General features: G+C 66.6%; 20 protein-coding genes. 11 read left to right on the top strand and 9 right to left on the bottom strand.

Going from position 1 to position 19914, the window contains the following annotated elements:
* Positions 1-3: 3 nt before the first annotated feature.
* Together ACZY0B_RS05860 and ACZY0B_RS05855 are read right to left on the bottom strand one after the other, a co-directional pair.
* Positions 4-456, bottom strand: a complete 453-nt coding sequence (locus ACZY0B_RS05860; protein ID WP_463763082.1) for a hypothetical protein — start codon at positions 454-456, stop codon at positions 4-6.
* On the bottom strand, positions 453-938 hold the full coding sequence (locus ACZY0B_RS05855) for a peroxiredoxin family protein (protein WP_463763081.1): 486 nt from the start codon (positions 936-938) through the stop codon (positions 453-455). The genes ACZY0B_RS05860 and ACZY0B_RS05855 overlap by 4 nt, the downstream gene beginning before the upstream one ends.
* A 93-nt stretch (positions 939-1031) precedes the next feature.
* On the opposite strand from ACZY0B_RS05855, the gene ACZY0B_RS05850 reads away from it, so the two are divergent.
* From ACZY0B_RS05850 to ACZY0B_RS05835, 4 genes are all read left to right on the top strand, one after another.
* On the top strand, positions 1032-1688 hold the full coding sequence (locus tag ACZY0B_RS05850; RefSeq protein ID WP_463763080.1) for a TetR/AcrR family transcriptional regulator: 657 nt from the start codon (positions 1032-1034) through the stop codon (positions 1686-1688).
* A 120-nt stretch (positions 1689-1808) separates the two neighbouring features.
* Positions 1809-2057, top strand: coding sequence for a hypothetical protein (locus tag ACZY0B_RS05845; RefSeq protein ID WP_463763079.1), 249 nt, complete (start codon positions 1809-1811; stop codon positions 2055-2057).
* Between the two features lie 74 nt (positions 2058-2131).
* A complete protein-coding gene (locus ACZY0B_RS05840) occupies positions 2132-3490 on the top strand; it encodes an HNH endonuclease signature motif containing protein (protein ID WP_463763078.1) in 1359 nt (452 codons plus the stop codon).
* A 520-nt stretch (positions 3491-4010) separates the two neighbouring features.
* On the top strand, positions 4011-4343 hold the full coding sequence (locus ACZY0B_RS05835; RefSeq protein ID WP_463763173.1) for a WhiB family transcriptional regulator: 333 nt from the start codon (positions 4011-4013) through the stop codon (positions 4341-4343).
* Positions 4344-4411: 68 nt separating this feature from the next.
* On the opposite strand, the gene helR is transcribed toward ACZY0B_RS05835, so the two are convergent.
* Entirely contained in the window at positions 4412-6607 is a 2196-nt protein-coding gene (gene helR, locus ACZY0B_RS05830) for an RNA polymerase recycling motor ATPase HelR (RefSeq protein WP_463763077.1), read from the bottom strand.
* A 75-nt stretch (positions 6608-6682) separates the two neighbouring features.
* On the opposite strand from helR, the gene ACZY0B_RS05825 reads away from it, so the two are divergent.
* Positions 6683-7708, top strand: a complete 1026-nt coding sequence (locus tag ACZY0B_RS05825) for an Rv2578c family radical SAM protein (RefSeq protein ID WP_463763076.1) — start codon at positions 6683-6685, stop codon at positions 7706-7708.
* A gap of 16 nt (positions 7709-7724) precedes the next feature.
* Here the strand turns inward: ACZY0B_RS05825 and ACZY0B_RS05820 are convergent, their stop codons facing one another.
* Positions 7725-8570 carry a patatin-like phospholipase family protein gene (locus tag ACZY0B_RS05820; RefSeq protein WP_463763075.1) on the bottom strand — a complete coding sequence of 282 codons (846 nt, stop codon included), beginning with the start codon at positions 8568-8570 and terminating at the stop codon, positions 7725-7727.
* 63 nt (positions 8571-8633) lie between these two features.
* Here ACZY0B_RS05820 and ACZY0B_RS05815 point away from each other — a divergent pair, with 63 nt between their 5' ends.
* Positions 8634-9074, top strand: coding sequence for a hypothetical protein (locus ACZY0B_RS05815; RefSeq protein ID WP_463763074.1), 441 nt, complete (start codon positions 8634-8636; stop codon positions 9072-9074).
* A gap of 24 nt (positions 9075-9098) precedes the next feature.
* Here ACZY0B_RS05815 and ypfJ read toward each other — a convergent pair whose 3' ends face one another.
* Genes ypfJ through ACZY0B_RS05800 form a run of 3 tightly spaced genes read right to left on the bottom strand, consistent with a single transcriptional unit; the run spans position 9099 to position 11401 of the window.
* Positions 9099-9980 (bottom strand): KPN_02809 family neutral zinc metallopeptidase, encoded by an 882-nt coding sequence (ypfJ, locus tag ACZY0B_RS05810; RefSeq protein WP_463763073.1) that lies wholly within the window; start codon positions 9978-9980, stop codon positions 9099-9101.
* A 19-nt stretch (positions 9981-9999) separates the two neighbouring features.
* Positions 10000-10503, bottom strand: coding sequence for an SRPBCC family protein (locus tag ACZY0B_RS05805; RefSeq protein ID WP_463763072.1), 504 nt, complete (start codon positions 10501-10503; stop codon positions 10000-10002).
* Positions 10504-10513: 10 nt separating this feature from the next.
* Positions 10514-11401: an oxidoreductase gene (locus ACZY0B_RS05800; RefSeq protein ID WP_463763172.1), complete on the bottom strand. Its 888-nt coding sequence runs from the start codon at positions 11399-11401 to the stop codon at positions 10514-10516.
* 60 nt (positions 11402-11461) lie between these two features.
* Between ACZY0B_RS05800 and aspS the strand changes: the two genes are divergently transcribed.
* From aspS to ACZY0B_RS05785, 3 genes are read left to right on the top strand one after another with little or no spacing between them, the layout of a single operon-like run.
* Entirely contained in the window at positions 11462-13237 is a 1776-nt protein-coding gene (gene aspS, locus ACZY0B_RS05795; RefSeq protein ID WP_463763071.1) for an aspartate--tRNA ligase, read from the top strand.
* Complete coding sequence (locus ACZY0B_RS05790; protein ID WP_463763070.1) at positions 13234-13668, top strand: nitroreductase family deazaflavin-dependent oxidoreductase; 435 nt, start codon at positions 13234-13236, stop codon at positions 13666-13668. The genes aspS and ACZY0B_RS05790 overlap by 4 nt, the downstream gene beginning before the upstream one ends.
* A 47-nt stretch (positions 13669-13715) precedes the next feature.
* Complete coding sequence (locus tag ACZY0B_RS05785; protein WP_463763069.1) at positions 13716-14795, top strand: FUSC family protein; 1080 nt, start codon at positions 13716-13718, stop codon at positions 14793-14795.
* A gap of 5 nt (positions 14796-14800) precedes the next feature.
* Here the strand turns inward: ACZY0B_RS05785 and ACZY0B_RS05780 are convergent, their stop codons facing one another.
* A complete protein-coding gene (locus tag ACZY0B_RS05780; RefSeq protein WP_463763068.1) occupies positions 14801-15190 on the bottom strand; it encodes an MmcQ/YjbR family DNA-binding protein in 390 nt (129 codons plus the stop codon).
* A gap of 72 nt (positions 15191-15262) precedes the next feature.
* On the opposite strand from ACZY0B_RS05780, the gene ACZY0B_RS05775 reads away from it, so the two are divergent.
* Entirely contained in the window at positions 15263-16213 is a 951-nt protein-coding gene (locus ACZY0B_RS05775) for a transglutaminase family protein (protein ID WP_463763067.1), read from the top strand.
* Entirely contained in the window at positions 16206-17264 is a 1059-nt protein-coding gene (locus ACZY0B_RS05770; protein ID WP_463763066.1) for a zinc-binding metallopeptidase family protein, read from the top strand. The genes ACZY0B_RS05775 and ACZY0B_RS05770 overlap by 8 nt, the downstream gene beginning before the upstream one ends.
* Before the next feature lies 1 nt (position 17265).
* Here the strand turns inward: ACZY0B_RS05770 and ACZY0B_RS05765 are convergent, their stop codons facing one another.
* Positions 17266-19911, bottom strand: a complete 2646-nt coding sequence (locus ACZY0B_RS05765) for a circularly permuted type 2 ATP-grasp protein (RefSeq protein ID WP_463763065.1) — start codon at positions 19909-19911, stop codon at positions 17266-17268.
* Between the last annotated feature and the right edge of the window lie 3 nt (positions 19912-19914).

Raw genomic sequence — 19914 nt, 5'->3', positions numbered from 1 at the left:
CCGTCAGGATTGCCGCTTGTTGTCGCGATGAAGTTGAAAGAGATTCACTGCGGCCAACAACATAAAGAACACCGGAATAAATGGAGCCTTTATTTTTAGGGGAAGGACATTTGCCGGCACGTCCGGGTGCAGGTGTACATAGGTGGCACCCGCCATGTTGGCAATCAGGCCTGCTGAGGCGGCGGACACGATCGGGCTAAAGAGATTCGAGGTTTTCCGGGTGCAGCAGGAAGCCGAAAGCAGACTGAGGCCGATAGATATTTCTCCGGCCATGCCGAGTGGGATGCTGAATCGCGGCAGGCGACTTTTGGTGATCTGTACCTCGAACCACGTACGAAATGGGTCGAAGAACTTCAAGAAGCCAAACAAGAATATCGTCGAACCCAGAAACATTGAATTATATTTCACGATCTTGTTATCAGCAGTCGGCTTCATGGACGTCTGGGCGTCGCTCACCGCGCGTCCGGGTGCTCGGTCAGATGGCGGATGAAGCCGATCACATCGTCGGGGACGAGCCGGCCGATGGCGCCGCTCGAGTACACGGCGAGCCGAACCGTCCCGTCCGGCGCCAAGATGAAGCCGGTCGATTGCAGGTAGTGCGGGTCGTCGTTGATGTAGGCGCCCGTCACCGCAGCGATCTTGTCGGCGTCCGCGCTGTGGCCGACCGGGAAGCGCAGCTTGCGCTTGGAGGCCAGTGCCGCAGAGGTCTCCGCATCATCGACAGACAAGGCGACGACCTTGACGCCCAGCTCCGTCAGCGTGTCGAAAGCGCGAGAGAACGCCGCCAGCTGAGCGTTGCAGTACGGGCACCAGGACCCGCGGTATATCAAGACGACGCCGTAGGAGCCGGCGAGATCGCCGGGCAGCGAGATCGTGCCGCCACCGACAGCGGGAACCTCGAGCGCCGGGAAATGCTGACCGTAGTTCAGGCGGGACATGTCATCCTCTCGGAGGGTTAGGCAGGCTACCTGGCCAAATTGTGCTGAACCCAAAGTGGACTATCAAGTCCAATTCGCTCTAGGCTTTCACACATGTCCTCAAATGAGCGCCCCGGTGCTACGCGGCTGACGACTCGTGGTGCGGTGACCAGAGCCCGCATCGTCGCTGCGGCGGCAGCACTCGTCCACCGGCAGGGGGTCGCCGGAACGAGTCTGGACGACGTGATGGCGGCGACCGGCACGAGCAAGTCGCAGCTGTATCACTACTTCGCCAACAAGGACGATCTCATCTGCGAGGTCGTGAAGACCCAACTCGGCCAAGTCATCGCGGCCCAGCAACCCAATCTGGGCGAGGTCTCTTCGTGGGAGGGCCTGCAGCGGTGGTGTGATCACGTCGTGGCCATGACCCGTGCGACGCAAGGTGTCGGGGGTTGTCCGCTGGGATCGCTAGTCGGCGAGCTTGCCGAACGCTCCGATTCGGCGCGCCGCGAGCTTGCGCAGAGCTTCGCCGAGTGGCAGTCGTACCTATCCACGGGCTTGTCGATCATGCGCGACAGTGGCGAACTCTCCGCAGATGCCGATCCCGCCGAGCTCGCAGTGGCCGTGATGAGTGCGCTGCAAGGCGGACTGCTGATGGCGCAGACCATGCGCAGCGCCCGGCCTGTCGAACTTGCCGTGAACATGGCGCTCGGGCACATCGCCGCCTACCGGCGCGGCCCGACCAAATTCAGCGAATCCCCGAATAGCTAACTGCTCTTATTGTACGGTTGTCCCGGATTGCTCGTGGTAGTTGGCGTCGCAGCCTCGAAGGCTGCCGGCGAGGGGAGCGTCGTGGAACATGTTGAACCGCAAGGCAGTACGATCCCTCCGGTGCTGAAATCGTTCCGCGACTTCTCCAGCGTCGACGTGGAGTGCACGACCCTGGGTGCCTCGGCCTCGCTGGGGTCGCTGTCGGTGCCGTCGGGCTGGCCCTCATCCACCGCGAAGGCCGCAGACACGCCGAGCGCCGCAGCCGATAAGCCGCCGGGACTCACTTACCAGGACGGCCTGATGGGCGTCGTGACGGGGCGGGGTCCCGTCCCCCCTCGACCCGAAACGCCGCTGGACGACGAAGCGTGAACCTCGCAGCGTAATCACTTGCGCCACATGCGTTTCAGCGATTTCCTGTCGGTGGGTAGCGGTACCATTCGAACATGAGTTCGAGAAGCAGTGAAGCGATTCAGGAAGTCTTCGACGCGCTCGACACCGACATGGTCCGCGCTTGCGAATTGTCGTTCGACGCGTTGACCAACCCCGAGCGCTTGGCACTGCTGGAAAGACTGGAAATTATTGCGCGACGACTACCGGTGCCGGGCCACGCGTTGATCAATCAGGTTGCCCGGGAGTCCACGCCGGATGAAATCGGCGGCAAGCTTCCTCGTGTGTTAGCCGACCGGCTGCACATCACCCGCGGAGAAGCGGCGCGGCGGTTCAGCGAGGCCGAGTCTCTGGGTGCGCGCCAAGCGATTACCGGAGAACCATTGCCGCCACGGTTGCCCGCCACCGCTGCCGCGCAGCGGGAGGGGGCTATCGGGACCGGGCACGTGACGGTGATTCGCCAGTTCTTCGAGCAACTACCCCAGTGGGTTGACGTGGAGACGCAGGATTGTGCCGAGCAACAGCTGGCGCAGCACGCCGTCGGGTTTCGCCCCGATCAGGTGCGCAAGCTGGCGGACCGGCTCGCGTGCTGCCTCAACCCGGATGGGAACTTCAGTGATATCGATCGCGCTCGGCGACGCGGATTGGCCCTGGGTCAGCAGGACATCAACGGCATGTCCCGGCTCAGCGGCTGGCTGACGCCGGAAGCGCGTGCCACCTTGGAGGCTGTACTGGCCAAACTGGCTGCCCCGGGCATGTGCAATCCCGACGATCAAATACCGACGATCGACGGTGCGCCACCGGAGGAGGCGGTGCAACGCGACAACCGTACGCCCAGCCAACGCAGCCACGACGGGCTCAACGCCGCTCTGCGCGCCGTATTGGCGTCGGGAAAGCTAGGGCAGCACAACGGCTTACCGGCATCGATCATCGTTACCACCACGCTCAAAGACCTCGAGGCCGCCGCGGGCAAGGGCCTCACGGGCGGTGGCACGCTGCTGCCAATGTCCGACGTGGTGCGCCTGGCCCGCCACGCGCACCACTACTTAGTGATCTTCGACAGGGGCACAGCCGTGGGGCTGTACCACACCAAACGCCTGGCCTCCCCGGGGCAGCGAATCGTGTTGTACGCCAACGATCGTGGATGTTCGGCGCCCGGCTGCGAGGTACCGGGCTACCTCTGCGAAGTGCACCACATCGTTGACTACGCGACATGTCAGACCACGAATGTCGACAACCTCACCTTTGCGTGCGGACCCCACCATCGGCTCATCAAGCCCGGCGGCTGGAGCACCCGAAAACGCCAAAACGGCGACGTGGAATGGATTCCGCCGCCGCGGCTGGACTACGGGCAGTCGCGAAGCAACAGCTTCCATCACCCCGAAGAGCTGCTGACCGGCGATTCAGACCCTTGAGATAGGCTGGCGAGCGTCCGCGGCAACGGGTCGCGGTTTAGGACGCCGAGGCGTTGCGTGGCGCGCGTGAGGGCGACGTAGAGTTCGGCCGCGCCGCGCGGGCCGTTCGTCCTCTCCGCCCTGGGTCGCTAGCCCGGTACGCGTTCGGCACGTCAAATCACCTGCACCACTTTGGTTTCTGTGCTTTTCTGACGCGATTCTTGTCGTGGGCCGCATATCATTCGAACACCGCTAGGCGCCGCAAGCCGGCGGCGGGGCTGCGCTGCCCGATCTCGCGCGGGGGCCAGCACAGATGGTTCAAAACCCTGTGACGCTTGTGACAATAGGCCCTAGTTTTACCTAAGGCCATTTCGTACTGTCGTACCGATCTGTCCTTCGCAGAAACGGGGCTTGGGCATCGGCTAACCCGGCGCACATGCGCGCGGGCCCGGCACTAACAGATGAGTTTTCACCACCCCGTTTTCGCCTCGCGCGGGCCGGAGCGAAAGGGGGGCAAGTGTCAGCTACTCAGACCGGCGCACTGCGCATCGCCACCAGCACTTCAGTCCACAGCTCTGTCGACGGTGCGCAGGCCGAGGTCGGCGCCGCGTGGGTGTCCAAAGCCCGCTGTCGCGCCACCGACCCAGACGAATTGTTCGTGCGCGGCGCCGCCCAGCAAAAAGTCGCGGTGATCTGCCGACACTGCCCGGTGATCCGCGAGTGCGCCGCCGATGCGCTCGACAACCACGTCGAATTCGGTGTCTGGGGCGGGATGACCGAACGCCAGCGACGTGCCCTCCTCAAGCAGCACCCCGAGGTGGTGTCTTGGGCCGACTTATTCGCCGCCCAGCGCAAGCACCGCAGCGCGGGTTAGTGCGGGCAGCCGAGAACCAACAGCGTCCATCGCGCCGAGGACCTGCTAACCGACGACGCGGATCCGTTCTAGACCTGAGCGCGTGTCTCGAATTCGGCCAGGCCGGCGAGCGCCTGCGGCAACGGGTCGCGGTGTAGGACGCCGAGGCGTTGCGTGGCGCGGGTGAGGGCGACGTAGAGTTCGGCCGCGCCGCGCGGGCCGTCGGCGAGGATCCGCTGGGGTTCGACGACCAGCACGGCGTCGAACTCCAAGCCCTTGGTCGCCGACACCGGCACCGTGCCCGGCACGCCGGGTGGGCCGATCACGACACTGGTGCCCTCACGACCGGCTTCGTCACGAATGAAATCCTCGATCGCACCGGCTAATTCGTCGTCGGTGACCCGTCTGGACCACGGCTGCACGCCGCAGGCGCGCACCGACTCCGGCGGCTGGACTCCGGGCGCGAACTCCTCGAGCAGCGCAGCTGCGACAGTCATGATCTCCTCCGGGGTGCGGTAGTTCACCGACAACTTCCGGTAGTCCCATCGGCCGGACACGTACGGCTGCAGCATCGTCCGCCACGATGTGGCTCCGGCCATCGACCGGCGTTGGGCGAGATCGCCGACCACCGTGAAGGATCGGCCGGGGCAGCGTCGCATCAACACCCGCCAGTCCATTTCGGACAGTTCCTGGGCCTCGTCGACGACGATGTGCCGGTAGGTCCAATCCCGGTCCGCGGCAGCACGTTCGGCGAGTTCGCGAGTGTCGCGCTCAACGAACCGCTCGGCCAGGTCCTCGGCGTAAATCATGTGCTGGGCCCGCAACTGCTCCTCGTCGTCCATCGAGTCCTCGCTGCGCATCTCGAGCAGGTCCAACACGCCGGCGGCGTACTCGGCCTCGTAATTGCGCTCCCGCTCGGCGCTGGCCTCGGCGGACTCGGCCGTCTTGTCGCGGCCCAGCAGATCGACCAGCTCGTCGAGCAGCGGCACGTCCGACACCGTCCAGGCCTCGCCGTCGACGCGCAACAGCGTCTGGGGAGCACCCACGGCATGCAACCACTCGGGGGACAGGTACAGCGCAGCCAACAGCTCCTGCGGTGTCAAGATCGGCCAGAGCCGGTCGAGCGCGGCGGAGAACTGTTCGTTGTCGGCGAGCTCGGAGAGCAGATTCGCGCGCAGCTGCTCCCACGCGTCGCGGTCCTTACGGGTCAGCCAGCCGCGGCCGATCCGGGCTATCGCCCGCTCGGTCAGCGCCCAGGTGAGGATGTCGGTGAACACCGCGCGGGCCTGGTTGTGCGGCAACCCGCTGCCGCGCGCTTCCTCCCGCGCCCACCCGGCGATCTCGGCGTCGATCCGCATCGTGACGTCGGCCAGCTCGATGTCCAGCGGGCGCTCGGGCAGCCGCTGCCGGTCGGCGATCGCGGCAGCCAGCACGTCGAGGATTTTCAGCGAGCCCTTGAATACCGCACATTCCGGGGTGTCCTCGGCGGTGATGTGCATCCCGGGCACCAGATCGCCCGGCGTCATGAACACCACGCTGGACTCGCCCAGCGATGGCAGTACGCGGTCGACGTGGTTGAGGAATGCCGAATTCGGTCCCACCACAAGGACTCCGTGGCGTTCGATGCGCTCACGCTGGGTGTACAGCAAGTACGCGACTCGGTGCAGCGCCACGACCGTCTTGCCCGTTCCGGGGCCACCCTCGATCACCAGCACGCCCGGGTGATCGAGCCGGATGATCTCGTCCTGCTCGGCCTGGATGGTCGCCACGATGTCGCGCATTCCGTCGCCGCGCGGCGCGTTGACCGCCGCCAGCAGAGCCGCGTCGCCTTGGGCATCGACACCGGGACGGCCGAACACCTCATCGGTGAAGTCGACGATGCGCCGCCCGCGGGTGTGGAACTGGCGACGCCGATGCATGTCCTCGGAGCTCGCGGCGGTGGCGACATAAAAGGCGCGCGCGGCCGGTGCCCGCCAGTCGAGCAACAGCGGTTGGTACTCGTTGTCGGCATCGAACAGGCCGATCCGGCCGATGTAGGACCGTTCGCCGGAAATGCCGTCCAAGCGCCCGAAGCACAGCCCGTAATCCGCCACGTCCAGCCGCTTGACCTCTCTGGCCGCCGCACGCACCTCGGCATCGCGATCCGACAGGCTCTCGCCATCACCCAGCAATGCCGTGCGGAATCGGTCCTTTGCCCGCGCTCGTTCGGCGTCCAGTCGCGTGTAGAGCCCGGTCACGTAGCCCTGCTCGGACTGCAATTCGTCTTCGTACCCTGGGTTCGACAAACGCCCCTCCGCCATTTCTGTTCTAGGCCATCGTAGGAGCTTGACATTGTATCGAACAATTGTTCGAATAGCGGTATGCGGTGGGCGAGCCAGGCCGTCGCTGTCAACGGCGAACCGGTTGACGACGGAGCACTACCAGGGCTGCAGCGGATTGGCCTGGTCCGCAGCGTGCGCGCCCCGCAGTTCGACGGGATCACCTTTCACGAGGTGTTGTGCAAATCGGCGCTCAACAAAATTCCGGACGCGGTCGCACTGCCGTTCCGCTACACCGTCAACGGCTACCGCGGCTGCTCCCATGCCTGCCGCTATTGTTTCGCGCGGCCCAGCCACGAATACCTGGACTTCGACAGCGGCACCGACTTCGACACCCAAGTCGTGGTCAAGACCAACGTCGCGGAGGTATTACGCCGCGAGCTGCACCGGGCGTCGTGGCGGCACGAAACCGTGGCGCTGGGCACCAACACCGATCCCTACCAGCGCGCCGAGGGGCGCTACGCCCTGATGCCGGGCATTGTCGGCGCGCTGACCGAATCCGGCACGCCGCTGTCCATCCTGACCAAGGGCACCCTGCTGCGACGGGATCTGCCGTTGATCGCCGCTGCGGCCCAACAGGTTCCGGTGTCGGTCGCGGTGTCGCTGGCGGTCGGGGATGCGGAGCTGCACCGGGACGTCGAGCCGGGCACGCCGACGCCCCAGGCGCGGCTGGGTCTGATCGCCGCGATCCGCGACGCCGGGCTGGACTGCCATGTGATGGTGGCGCCCGTGCTGCCGCATCTCACCGATTCCGCCGAGCACCTCGACGAGCTGCTCGGCCAGATCGCGGCCGCCGGAGCCAACAGCGTGACCGTTTTCGGCCTGCATCTGCGGCGTTCGACTCGCGGCTGGTTTATGTCCTGGCTGACCCGTTCGCATCCCGAACTCGTCGGCCGTTACCGCGAGTTGTACCGGCGCGGAGCGTATTTGCCGCCGGACTATCGCGAGATGCTGCGGGCACGGGCTGCCCCGTTGATTGCCAAACACCAGCTGACCGGTGACCAGCGGGCGTTCGCACAACCGCCCAGGGCGCTGGCCCCGGAGCCCGCCCAGCCCACGCTGTTCTGAGCTAAGCGAGTTTGTCCTAGTGGCTGTGCGGCTCGAGCAATGCGGCCTGGCCGGTGGACGGCGGATGCGCCGCCAGCCACTCGCGGGTGGCCGCGTGCGATCGCTCGATAAGCGCTGCGGCGTGCGAGAAGTCCGCTCCTGAGGTGGCGACCGGGCATAGCGGCCGGATGACGCGCAGGTCGACCGCCTGCTCGAAGCGCTCGATGTCGACGGCCAGACGCTGGTTGACGGCCAGAGTCATGGCGTGCAGTGCCATATTTACCGCGGTTTTCGGCGATGCCGGCAGATCGCACGAGTAGCCGGTCGGCAATACCCAGACCCGGTCGGCCCCGAGAGCGACGGCATGGGAAATCGGAGTGTTGTTCACGACGCCGCCGTCCATCAGATCGCGCCCGTTGATTCGCACTGGCGGGAATACGCCCGGGATGGCGGCACTGGCGGCGATCGCGTCGGCGGCGTTTCCGGACGACAGCAGAACGTCAATGCCCGAGATCACGTCGGTGGCCACCACATGCAGGGGAATCGGTGCATCCTCGAGCCGGGTGAACTCCAATTTTTCGGCCAGTATGCGTCGTAAACCGGTGTTGGGTACCAGGTGCGAGCGGCGGCCAAGCATGCCCAGCGCCCCGGCGACCGGGTGGGTGGGGAATACGTCCTTTCGCGCCAACGAAATCCACAGGTCGGCCAGTCCGCGAATTCCGGGGAGGCCGGGTCGTGACGCCATCCACCCGCCATTGACCGCACCGACCGACGTGCCGACGATCAGGTCGGGCCGTTCACCGATGTCGGCCAAGCCGAGCAGCATCCCCACATGGACCGCACCGAGGCTGGCGCCGCCGGACAACACGAATGCTGTGGGCACAGATGCATACTAAGGATTTTCGCCGAAAGTGCCATGGGTAACGAATCCGGTAGCGTTTTCGATATGACGAACGTGCAAAGAATGGCGAGCGCGGTCTCGGCGGTAATGCTGACAACAGCCGCAGGAGTGCTGCTCACGCCCGCGACCGGCTATGCGGACCCGGCCGGCCACCAGGTGACCTACACCGTGTCGAGTGCCAACAATCTGACCGCCACCGTCTCGTACGTGAGTGCGGATCCACCCAGCCAGGCCGCCTACAACGCGGACTCCTCGAAGTTCATGACCAACCTGCAGGCCCCGCTCAGCGCCGGGCAACCGGTCGTCTACACGGTCACGCTGGCCAACCCGAACCAGTGGGCGAGCGTCACCGCCAGCGGCATGCTGCACTGGCCGGATTCCGGCAATGGTCCCGCCTCGTTCCACTGCGAGATCGCGGTGGACGGCCAGGTCGTCGTGCACCAGGACGCCACCACCACCGTCACTTGCGCGGCCCGGCCCGGTTAATCGGCTCGGTCATCTAGCCGGGGCTTAGCCGAGATTCGTTGAGGCGAAGGTGTCGCACTGGTGCGGGTCGCCGGTCTGATAGCCGACGGTGAACCACTTCTGGCGTTGTTCGGCGGATCCGTGTGTCCACGACTCGGGGTTGACGCGTCCGGTCGTCTCTTTCTGGATCCGGTCGTCGCCGACGGATGCGGCGGCCGAAAGGGCGTCTTGAATGTCCTTGTCGCTCAACGGCTGTAGGTATGGCACCCCGGTGCTCTCCTGTTTGACCGTCGACGCGTAGTGCGCCCAGATGCCGGCGTAGCAGTCGGCCTGCAATTCGGTGCGCACGCCATTCCCGCCGGCGCCCTGTGCGCCTTGCTGAGAGCGGCCCAGGATGCCCTGCAATTGCTGGACGTGATGGCCGTATTCGTGGGCTACCACGTACTCCTGCGCGAAAGGCCCACCGCTGGAACCGAATTTATCGACCAGCTCCTGGAAGAATTCGGTGTCGAAATACGCGGTCTGATCCACCGGGCAGTAGAACGGTCCCACCGCTGTGGTGGCGGGGCCGCAGCCGGTGTCCACCGAACCGGTGAACAGGCGCACATGCGGGCGGGTGTAATTCGGCATCAACTGATGCCACACCGCGTCCACGGAGTTGCCGGTGGCGACCACGCGGCACTGCACGTACTTGTTGGCATCGGCTCCGGTCTTGCACTGGCTCAGGTCGAAACCGGGCGCCGAGTAGCCGCCCGTGTTCGGCTGCTGCTGGCTGATCACGCTGCTCGGATCGACGCCAAAGAACAACGCCGCGATCAGGATCAGCAACCCGACGCCGCCACCCCCGAAGGCCAACCCCATGCCGCCCCCGCCGCCGGATGACGACGCGGTGCTGGTGTCGATCTGCATACCCTCGTTGAAGGTCATGATTCAGCTTTGCACACACCTAACGCTGTTGCGTAGCAGCGAATCGGTTATCGGTGTAGCGGCGCAGGTTGCTCAGAAACCGGCGCAGCGCCAGGTTCAACAGCGGCCCGGTAAAGACCATCGCCAGTCGCGCGGGCCCCGCAGGTTTCTGCGCCATCGTCCAGGTCAGCCGGCAGCCACCGGGGATGACCTCGACGAGGTAGTCCTCGGCGAAGGCCGCGACGGCCTTGTTGGAGCACTCGTTGAACCGGAATGTCATGCGGGTGAACGGTTCCCAGACCAGGTACTCCTCGTCGCCGACGATGCCGCCGCGCATCTCGACGACGCGGGTGGTGCCGACACCGCGCGGCTCGGGACTGGTCCAGGTCACCTTGGTGATCACCGAGGCCCAGCGCGGCCAGGCTTCGGCGTCGGCAAGCACTTCGAAAACCTGCTCGGGCGTGATGGCCAGGTCGACACTGTTGCGGAACCGGAATGGCGCGTTGTCGATGAAGTCGAGGTCCACGCGCTCGCAGGGATGCATGTCGGTAAATCTAGCCGGGGCCGTCGCTGGCCGCGGCCAGCAGTGGCACCAGCACATCGCTGATCGGCGTCGCCAGGTTGTGCGCGCGTGCCTTGCGGATGATCACCCCGTTGCGGATGTCCCATTCCATCGGCCGGTGGTACTCCCGGTCGGCCAGGATCGAGGTCCCCATGTCTTCGGGTGCCTGACGGAACAGGTCGGCCAGCTCGTCGACCACACTGTCCGGCAGCTGGGCGCCCTCGGCCCGCGCAACCGCAAGGCATTCGGCGACATAGCGACGGGACAACGCGGCGACGTCGTCGCGGCGAAACATTCCAGACCGCCGTCCCGACAGCGCCATGAACCCGGCCAGCGCATTGGTGAGCAGCTTGCGCCACCCCGCGGTGATCAGGTCGGGGTCGCAGTCCACCCGGCAGCCGGCGCCGCGCAGCAGCTCGGCCACCGTGGCAGCCGAGGGCCCGCTGGGCAGCACCAGCGCTGCTTCACCCCGCAGCCGCACCCACCCTTGCGGCTGGGTTTCGGCGGAATACCAGACGATGCCCGGGACCACGGGCGACGACGGGCACAGCGGCTGGACCTGCTCGACCTGCTCGACGCCGTTCTGCAGCACCGTCACGATGGTGTGCTCGCCGCACAGCTTGGACAGCCAGCCCGCCGCGTCGTCGTTCTGGGTGGCCTTGACCGCCAGGATCACCAAGTCGACGGGGCCGGACACCTCGGCGGGATCGGTGTGCACCGGTCCGGGCACCACGATCGGGTCCCGGCCGTCGGGACGCAGTTCGATGGTGTCGCGCGCGCTGCGACCGCAGACCAGCACCGAATGCCCGGCCTGGTACAGCAGCGCGGCAACCGTCGTACCGACGGCGCCGGGACCGACGAGCGCGATGTTTGTGGCGATAAAGGCGAAGTTACACCGACCCTTAGACTGGTCAGTCGTCCAAGGTGAAGAGGAGTATTTGTGCTGCGCAGCCACAACGCTGGTTCGCTCCGGGATCGCGACGCCGGCCAGCAGGTGACGCTGGTCGGTTGGGTGGCCCGCCGCCGCGACCACGGCGGCGTCATCTTCATCGACCTGCGGGACGCCTCCGGCATCGCACAGGTGGTCTTCCGCGCCGCAGACGTGCTGGAGCAGGCGCATCGGTTGCGCGCCGAATTCTGCGTCGCGGTGCAAGGCGTCGTCGAGATCCGCCCGGAAGGCAACGCCAACGCCGAGATACCCACCGGCGATGTCGAGCTGAACGTCACGTCACTGACCGTGCTCGGCGAAAGTGCGCCCCTGCCATTCCAGCTGGACGAGCCGGCGGGGGAGGAGTTGCGGCTGAAGTACCGCTATCTCGACCTGCGCCGCGACGGTCCGGCTGCGGCAATTCGGTTGCGCTCCAAGGTGAATGCCGCCGCCCGTTCGGTGCTGTCGCGTCACGACTTCGTCGAGATCGAGACGCCGACGATCACCCGCTCGACGCCGGAGGGCGCGCGCGACTTTTTGGTGCCCTCCCGGCTGCACCCCGGGTCGTTCTACGCCCTGCCGCAGAGCCCGCAGCTGTTCAAACAGTTGCTGATGGTGGCCGGCATGGAGCGCTACTACCAGATCGCCCGCTGCTACCGCGACGAGGATTTCCGCGCCGACCGGCAACCGGAGTTCACCCAGCTCGACATGGAGATGAGCTTCGTCGACGTCGAGGACATCATCGCGATTTCCGAGGAGATCCTGACCGCGCTGTGGGCGCTGATCGGCTATCAGCTTCCGACGCCGATCCCGCGGATCAGTTATGCCGAGGCCATGCAGCGGTTCGGCTCCGACAAGCCCGACATGCGTTTCGGGCTGGAACTCGTAGAGTGCACAGAGTTCTTCTCCGACACCACATTCCGTGTCTTCCAGGCGCCGTATGTCGGCGCGGTGGTGATGCCCGGCGGTGCGGCACAGCCGCGGCGCACCCTGGACGGCTGGCAGGAGTGGGCCAAACAGCGCGGCCACCGCGGGCTGGCCTATGTGCTGGTCGCCGACGACGGCGAGCTGAGCGGTCCGGTGGCCAAGAACTTGAGCGACACCGAACGCGGCGGCCTGGCCGCCCACGTCGGGGCCAACCCCGGCGACTGCATCTTCTTCTCGGCTGGACCGGCGAAGTCGTCGCGCGCCCTGCTGGGCGCCGCCCGCGGCGAGATCGCCGACCGGCTGGGCCTGATCGACCCGGACGCCTGGGCATTCGTCTGGGTGGTCGACCCGCCGCTGTTCGAGCCCGCCGAAGACGCGACCGCCGCCGGTGACGTGGCCGTGGGCTCCGGCGCCTGGACCGCGGTGCATCACGCGTTCACCTCGCCCAAGCCGGAGTACGAGGGCGCCCTCGGCTCCGATCCCGGTCGCGTGCTGGCCGATGCCTACGACATCGTCTGCAACGGCAACGAGATCGGCGGCGGCTCGATCCGTATCCACCGCCGCGACGTCCAGGAACAGGTGTTCGCGGTGATGGGCCTGGACAAGGCCGAGGCCGAGGAGAAGTTCGGATTCCTGTTGGAGGCGTTCACGTTTGGCGCGCCGCCGCACGGCGGGATCGCGTTCGGCTGGGACCGGATCAACGCGCTGCTGTCCGGGGTGGACTCCATCCGCGAGGTGATCGCCTTCCCGAAGACCGGCGGCGGCGTCGACCCGCTGACCGATGCGCCCGCGCCGATCACCGCGCAGCAGCGCAAGGAATCCGGAATAGATGCCAAACCCAAGCAGGTTGACCAAGCATGACCGAAGCGTTCCCTGACACCGAAACCGTCAAGTCGTTCAACACCGCCATCGCCGACGAGTTCCGCGCCAACGGCGGCAAGGTCGGCGGCCAGTTCGAAGGTGCCGATCTGTTGCTGCTCACCACGACGGGCGCCAAATCCGGACAGCAGCGGGTATCGCCGTTGGCGTATTTCAACATCGACGGCAAGCTGATCATCATCGGCTCGTACGCCGGCGCGCCCAAGGACCCGGCCTGGGTGCACAATCTGCGGGCCAACCCGCAGGCGCACATCGAGGTCGGCACCGACGCCTTCGATGTCACGGCACACGAACTGCCGGTTGCGGAGCGCGACCAGCTGTTCGACAAAGTGACCGCCGCGGCGCCGGGCTTCGCCGAATATCAGTCGAAGACCAGCCGGGTCATTCCGCTGTTCGAGTTGCAGCGCGCCTAACCCCTCTCGCATTGCCGCGGCCGCTGGAGCTGCGGTAGATAAGCGGGATGAGCACTTCGCTGCTGACGCGGCCGTTCGCGAGTAAAGCCGCCGTCGTCGGGGGTTTCAAACGGGTCCGTGGCGTGTGGTTCTACCTCGTGCAGACCTCGGTCGCGGCGGGGCTGTCCTGGTACATCGCCCACGACCTGCTCGCGCACCCGCAACCGTTCTTCGCCCCGATCGCCGCGGCGGTGTCGCTGTCGACCAGCAACGTGCTGCGCGCGCAACGCGCCATCCAGATGATGATCGGGGTGACCCTGGGCATCGGGACGGGAACCCTGGTGCAGGGGTTGCTCGGGCCCGGGGCCGGCTCCATCGCGATCGCCGCGCTGATCGCGCTGTTGGCCGCGGTTTTCATCGGTCAGGGCTATATCGGCCAGGGGATGATGTTCGCCAACCAGACCGCGGTCTCGTCGATTCTGGTACTCGCCCTCTATCGCAGCGGTGTCGGTTGGGAACGCATCGACGACGCGCTGATCGGTGGCGTGCTGGCGATCGTCGTTGCTGTGCTGCTATTCCCGGCCAACCCGCTCGACGTGCTGCGCAGTGCGCGCATCGAGGTGCTGCGGACCCTGCACTCGGTGCTGGTCCGCACCGGCGAACTCGCCCGCGGCCGTGAAGTTCCCGACCGCGACTGGCCGTTGCCGGCCGTCGACAGGGTGCACGAACAGCTGGGCGGACTGATCCAGGCGCGGACCACGGCGCGTCAGGTGGTGCGAGTTGCGCCGCGCCGGTGGGGACTTCGCGCGGCCGTTCTGGGCGCGGATCACCAGGCCGTGCATCTGGCCCTGCTCGCCGGCTCCGTGCTGCAGCTCGCCCGCGCCGTCGTGCCCGCCTCCCTTTCTGGCCCGGACGGCTGCGGCGATCGGCTTCCGCAATCGGCCGAGACGGTGCTGGCCGACCTCGTGGCGGCGACGGCACTCGCCGACTCGGATCCCACGACCGCGACCGCCCATGTCGACGCCGCCCGCCGGCACGCGGCGACGCTGTTGTCGAACGCCCGCGAACGAACCGAAGTGGTGCTGGCCGACGTCTTCCAGGGATGTGTGGACGACCTGCAGCGGGTGATCGACTTGCACCAGCGGTAAGCGGCTCAGAACGAGCCGGTCAGGAACTCCTGCACCAGCTTCTTGGGCGCCTGCGTCAGCCAGGCCTCGGTGATCAGCTCCTCGAGACCGCGCACGTCGATCTCGGCCAGCTTGACCAGCACCGCCGGATAGCCGTTGAAGTGCGCGGTGGTGAAGTAGATCCTCGGCTCGTCGGCGACCAACGCGAACTTGACGCCCTCGTCGGACACCCGGACGCCGAGGATGTCGCCCTCGGGCGCCTCCGACCCACTCGCTGCCAGCGCTTCCCGGTCCGATAGGCGCAGCGGTCGCTCCCACGCCAGCAGCTTCTTGCCGACCCGCCAGTCATGCGGTGACTGCTCGGAGGTGAGTGGCAGCTCACCTACGATCCGGGCGACGTCGTCCCAGGTGGCCACAGATCGATTGTGCTCCCGCTATGGTGCGGTTGGTGCCGTATTGGCCAGCGGTTGCCCAACACCCATCCGGAGATGTCAGGAGGTCACTCGGTGTCTTCTGCATCCGAGGTCCCCGCCACCCGCCGCCATCGCGTCACCCATCGCACCGAGTACCGCTACTCGGACACCGTGACCAGCTCCTATGGCCGCGGTTTTCTCACGCCGCGGGACTCGCAGCGGCAGCAATGCGTCGCGCACCGGCTGACGATCGACCCGGCCCCCGCCGACAGCTCCACCAGCACCGACAGCTACGGCAACATCAGCTCCTATTTCCACGTCACCGAACCGCATCGCATCCTGACGGTCACCAGCGACTCGATCGTCGACGTGTATCCGGCGCCCCCCGAGCGCTACACCACCGGGCCGGCGATCGGACCGTGGGAGGCGGCCCGCCCGGCCGGGCGCAGGGGAGCATTGGCGACGGAGTTCGCCCTGGACTTGAATCCGCCGGAGATCACCGACGAAGTCCGCCACTATGCGGCGCCCAGCTTCGTACCGGGGCGTCCGCTGATCGAGGTACTACGCGACCTCGCGTCGCGGATTTTCGCCGACTTCACCTACCGCTCGGGATCGACAACGATTTCCACCGGGGTCAATGAGGTTCTGGCGGCCCAGGAAGGGGTATGTCAAGACTTCGCCAGGCTGGCGATTGCCTGCCTGCGCGCCAATGGGTTGGCGGCCAGCTACGTGTCCGGTTATCTGGCCACCGACCCGCCACCCGGAAAGGAACGGATGATCGGCATCGACGCCACCCACGCCTGGGCCGCGGTATGGACTCCGCAGGAGCCAGGCCAATTCGAGTGGCTGGGGCTGGATCCCACCAACGACCAGATGGTCGACCAGCGTTACATCATCGTGGGGCGGGGCCGTGACTACGCGGACGTGCCGCCGTTGCGCGGCATCATCTACACCGACTCGAAGCGCAGCGTGATCGATGTCGCCGTCGACGTCGTGCCGTTCGAAGGTGACGAACTGGATGCGTGATTTCAATTGTCCCAAGTGCGGCCAGCGGCTGGTGTTCGAGAACTCCACCTGCCTGAATTGCGGAAGCGCGCTGGGGTTTTCACTCGATCAGATGGCCCTGTTGGTGATCGCCGCCGAGGGTGATTCAACAGATCACGCCGGCTTCGTGGACGCCGCCGAGTACCAACTGTGCGCCAATCTGCGAGTCGCCGAATGCAATTGGCTGGTACCCGTCAACAATCCCCGGCTGCTCTGCACGTCGTGCGCGCTGACCACCGAACGGCCCAACGACGCCGACACCGCCGGCTTGGCGGAGTTCGCCCGGGCCGAGGCGGCCCAGCGGCGGCTGATCGTCGAGCTGCACGAGCTGAAGCTGCCGATCATCGGGCGCGTTACCGATCCCGATTACGGGCTGGCGTTCCGGCTGCTGTCCAGCGCGCGTGAGCAGGTGCTGACCGGTCACGAGAACGGGGTCATCACATTGGATTTGGCCGAGGGCGACGATGTCCATCGTGAGCAACTCCGGGTGGAGATGGACGAGCCGTACCGGACCCTGCTCGGGCATTTCCGGCACGAGATCGGGCACTACTACTTCTACCGGTTGATCGCTCCGTCGCAGGACTACGTCAAGCGGTTCAACGAGCTGTTCGGTGATCCCGACGCCGACTACCAGGAGGCGCTGGATCGGCACTACAGCCAGGGCGCTCCGGAGGGCTGGCAGGAAAAATATGTGTCGTCGTATGCCACCATGCACCCGGCCGAGGATTGGGCCGAGACGTTCGCCCACTACCTGCACATCCGCGACACCCTGGACACCTCGGCCTGGTGTGGTTTCGCATCCGCCTCGGCGACCTTCGACCGACCGCCGTTGGGTCCCAGCGCTTTTCCAAACATCATCGATATCTGGATACCGCTGTCGTGGTCGTTGAACATGGTGAACCGGTCGATGGGCCACGACGACCTGTATCCGTTCGTGCTGCCGGTCGCGGTGCTGGAGAAGATGCAGTTCATCCACGACGTCATCGACGAGGTGGTGTCGGCGGCGCAGGGGCCCGCCGCCGTCGCCGGCTGAGCTAGGCCGGCATCACCCGTCGTTCGTCGGGGCCCCACAGCGGCTGCATGCCGCCGGGCAGGGTCAACTGCGTCTCGGTGATGACCTTGGCCAAATCGCGCAGCTCGGTGTGGATCGCGGCGAGTAGCTCGGCCAGCTCGGTGCGGCGCCCGTCGGCGTTCGCCCCCTGCAGCTCGGCTGGATGCGAGCGGCGCAACAGGGTGCCGATCTCTTCGACCATCCGTTCCGGACGTGACGATCCCGACGCGCTGGGCAGGTCCTTGAGGTTGGCCCGCAGCCGCTCCAGCTGATAGAGCAACGACCGCGGGTTGTTCGCGTCGAACAGCATCAGCTCGGTCACCGCGGCGACACTGATTTGGCCGACGGTGCGCCGCCGGTAGATGACCGACGATTCGCAAGCCACCAGTGCCGACTCGATGACGGCCTGCTCGGCCGTCGCGTCGCGGACTTTCGTGAGGGTGGCTTTCAGCAGCGCGGTCAGCCACAGGCCGCGTTCGATGCGTTTGCCGATGTCCATCATCGACCAGCCCACGTCGCGCACCATCGACTCGCTGGCCACCCCCGCAAGGGTCAGCATCGCGGCCAAGGTGCGCGCGTGCGCCGACGCGAGCAGCGTGTCGGCCTCACCCAGTGATTGCGGCGGTTCGGAGCGGTGCGCAAGCGCGCGCTCCACGTTGGCCAGTACCACCCAGGTGTCGTTGGACATCTGGTCGCGCACCGCCCTGGCCGCCAGGGCGAGGCCTTCCACCGCCTGGAAGAGGGATCCCGCCCGGCCCGGGTCGAAAGTCAGTGCCCACAGCGTCGACGGGACGATTGCGATCATCTCGGCGGGGTCGTTGTCGGCTCCGGTGTCGCTCCCGGTGATGCTGCCCAGCGCGGCCATCAGCACCGGCACGACCGCGCTTTCCTCGGTGTCCTGCTGATGCCGGTAGATGTGGAAACGGTCGCGGGCGGCCATCAGCAGCCGGGCCGTACTTTCCGCACGCTCGCCGTAGCGGCCGATCCAGAACAGGTCGGACAGCACACGCGGCGAGCTGACGCCCCAGGTGCCCGCGGCGGTCTTCACCGGCGTCACCTCGGTCGGCGGGGTAATGGTCTCGGCCCGCGCACGCTCCGTCGGGCGCACCCAAACATCTTTCGCGGCAACAGTTTTCAGCGAATACGCCGCAGCACCCGGTGCCAGGACGTAGCCGACACCGCCGATCATCGGGGCGTACCCGCTGCGTTGGGCAACGGTGAACAACCGCATGCCGACACCGGCCGAGGACAGCACACCGGCGTGGTCGGTCGGCGCCGAGGAGAACTGCGGCAGCTCCTGACCGGCCCACTGCCACGGCATGTGCTCGATCCGTGCGGCCAGTTCGGCCAGCCGGGCCGACGAAAGTGTCGGTCCGACAAGGGTTTCCCCGCCGACTGTGGACTTGATCAACAGCGACGAGAGGTTGGCCAGCAGATGCGAGCGTTCCTTGGCGATACCGCCCCAGTACACCGGCGCGGTGTTGAGCACCGGGGCTTCGCCGAGCAGTCGCTCGGCCAACTCGGGTAGAAAGCGCAGCAGCCCAGGGCTTTCCAAGATCCCGCTGCCGAGCGTGTTGACGACGGTCACCGTCCCGCGGCGCTGCGCCTCCACCAAACCGACCACCCCGAGCCGGGAGTCGGCGCGCAGATCCAGCGGGTCGGTGTAGAGCGCGTCGACGCGGCGAAGAACGACGTCGACACGTTTCAGGGTCCCCAGCGAGCGCATCCACACCTTGCCGTCGCGAACCACCAGGTCGGCGCTTTCCACCAACGGAAAACCCAGCAGCGTAGCCAGATACGCCTGATCGAACGCGGTCTCCGAGAAGATGCCGGGGCTGAGAATCACCACGACCGGGTCCTGCGCGTCGTCGGGTGCGGCGTCGATCAGCGCCAGCCGCAGCGCCTGCGCGAACGGCGTGTTGGGCCGCGGTGCGATCCGCTCGTAGAGATCGGGCACCGCGTGCGCGACAACGCGTCGGTCGGCCAGCGCGTACCCGGCGCCCGAGGGCGCCTGCGTCCAGTCCGCGTTGACCTCGAAGCCGCCGTTCGGCAACCGGCTGAGATCGCACGCGTGCATGAAAAGCTGGTGATGGCCCGGCACTTCGATGCCGCTGGCCGCGCGCACGTAACCGGGATGAGCGAACACCAGTTCCGGTGGCAGCATGCCGTCGGTGAGCAAGCTGCGCGGCCCGTACAGGTCGGCGAGCACGGCATCGAGCAGGCGCGAGCGCTGCACCAGCCCGGCTTCCAGTAGCTCCCAGTCGGCCGCAGACAGCACGATCGGCAGGGTGTCCAGGCTCCACGGCCGGGGTTCCAGGGCACGCCCGCTGGCGGGGTCGACCTCGGTGTAGGTGATCCCGTCGTTGTCGATCAGGGTGTGCACCACCGAGCGCAGCTGATTCAGCCCCGTTCGGCCGCGCTCGGCCACCGTGTCGGCCAGCTCGGTCCAGGCCGGCCGCACCGCGCCGTGTTCGTCGAGGAATTCGTCGTAGCCGGCCCCGAGTGGACCGCTGGGGCGCAGATCGAACAGTGCTTCCTGGGTGCGCGCGGTCCGGTAACCGGCCAGCAGTCGATCGGCGTCGTAGCGGTCGCCGGAGGTCCCAGTAACCGCCGAGTGATCGAGTGCCATTGC

The sequence above is a fragment of the Mycobacterium sp. IDUB_19 genome (assembly GCF_055419445.1).
Note: the sequence above shows the minus strand (reverse complement) of the source record. Positions and strands in the feature narration are given on the sequence as shown.